The organism is Rhodomicrobium udaipurense JA643 (genome assembly GCF_000636015.1).
GTDB classification, from domain to species: Bacteria; Pseudomonadota; Alphaproteobacteria; order Rhizobiales; family Rhodomicrobiaceae; genus Rhodomicrobium; species Rhodomicrobium udaipurense.
In genome coordinates this window covers 1-1,824 of the sequence record NZ_JFZJ01000226.1, presented here as the reverse complement: position 1 = coordinate 1,824, position 1,824 = coordinate 1, and the positions used below count along the sequence as shown (strand labels likewise).

General features: G+C 60.4%; 2 protein-coding genes. Both read right to left on the bottom strand.

Going from position 1 to position 1,824, the window contains the following annotated elements; all coding sequences use genetic code 11:
- A partial coding sequence (cas7c, locus tag T281_RS17030; protein ID WP_037242454.1) for a type I-C CRISPR-associated protein Cas7/Csd2 occupies window positions 1–814 on the bottom strand: 814 nt, incomplete at its 3' end.
- Window positions 811–1,824, bottom strand: a 1,014-nt coding sequence (gene cas8c, locus T281_RS17025; RefSeq protein WP_037242452.1) for a type I-C CRISPR-associated protein Cas8c/Csd1, incomplete at its 5' end; no start/stop codon positions are given. The genes cas8c and cas7c, both read right to left, overlap by 4 nt.

Below are 1,824 nucleotides of genomic sequence, written 5' to 3'. Positions count from 1 at the left end.
CGCGGACACGCTCGAACAGGGCATGAGCGGATGCTTTACCGAGCGCGGTATCGTGTTTGAATACAATCAGCTTGCGGCTCGCCATCTCTCCGCGTGCTGCGGAGTGGTCGTGCTCGAACATTTCGGCGAGCGCGGTGAACAGCAGTTCGAGATCGCCCTCGTCGAAGCCGGTCCGCTCGGCAAGCTTCGCCGAAATGAAGCCGTGGGCTCTATAGAGACCGTAAGGCACGATGTGTTTGCGCCCCATGGTGCGGTTGTCGGTGCGGTCGACGCTGTCGTCGCCCTCCGCCTTCTGCTTCTTTTCAGCTTCGTTGGTGGCAGCCATGCGCGTGATGGAGATTTCCTGCGCGATGATAGGTTCTATGGACTGGGCGAAGGCGATTTGCACGGGGCCGCGCACCTGCCCACAGTTGATGCCGGTCGACATGACCGCGCCGAAGGTTCTGACGTCGAAGAAGTTGGCGCACATCCACGCGGTGAGCGCGTGCGCCTCATCATCGGTCCTGGGATTGAGCTTGCCGGCCTTGTCGGTCTTCGGGTCGTCCTTGTAAGGAGCCACCGCCTTGTAGGCTTTGCGGTGTTGCTCGTTCAAGATCGAGCTTTCCTGCACATAGATATGTCGACCTTCCTCGCCGCGATGGGCGAGTTCGACATAATTGCGGATCTTGCGCTTCAGGCTGACGTCGGATACGAGGCCGAAATTGGTCTCCGGGTCGATGCGCGGCATGTTCCCCGCATCCGGGTCGCCATTGGGATTGCCGCGAGTAACATCGAACAACAGGACGAAATCGTAGCGATTGGCGATGGCGGTCATTGGGCGGTCTCCTCGACGGGCGTACCGTTCTTGGTGGATTTGAAGAATTCGTTGCGCTGGTGGTAGTAGCCGAGGCCGAACAAGGCCTGATCTTCAGCGGACAAGGCGCTCGGGAAGGGGTCGGCGGACGGGTCCATCGCTCCCATGATTTCTCCCACAAGCTTTTCGAGGTTGACCTTGCGACCAGGCGATTGCTTGCCGATCTTGCTCAGATGATTGGCTGAGCCCTTTTCCAGCAGTCCAAAAACCTTGCGGGGTTGCGCCGAAGCAGAACCGTAGAACTTGTCCTTGATGGTGGCGTTCACCTTGCCCCCCAGCGCGTCCGACTGGATGCGCTCGTAGACGGCGAACAGGCGGCCAAGCTGATAACCTTTACAGCCACCGCCGGAATAATCGGGCGTGAGAGCCACGGGCGTATCCTTCCTGTTGTTATTGCGAATGAGGAGCGCCTTCAGGATCGCAACCCTTTGCGCATTGACGTCCTTGTCGGCGCGAAGACGCATCAGCACTGTGGCGAGCAGCGTCTGCGGATAGCGAGTGCCGCCGAGGATCGCGCGCATCCATTCACCGGCTAGGTTGGGCGGTACGTTCTCGCGCTTCTTGAGCACGGCGGTTTCAGCGAGATATTTCCAGAGCGCTGGCTGGCCGTCGCGGGGCGGGGGCTCGATCCGCATGTCAGAGAGGAAGCGCTGATAGTTCGCTGTGATCGTGCCGAAATCGTCCTCGAAGTAGAAGCGGATGGAGAGGCGTGCGGCGTTGGGCGCCAGCGCGAGGACATAGAAGCGCACGCCTTCGGCCAGGTCGGGAGCGACGTCGCTGAGCGGCTCGCCATTGCGGATTTGCTTGAGTCTTGCGCCGACGTTTTGCGCCTGTATTCCTTCATCGATGTCGAGCGGATCTTCGCCGCTGTCATCCCAGAAGCTGGCAAAGATGTTTTCGGCCTTTGCGGCCTTGTTCGCGTCGGACGCGTCGGCCCAGAAGACGACGGACGCATCGCCGATCTGGATGCG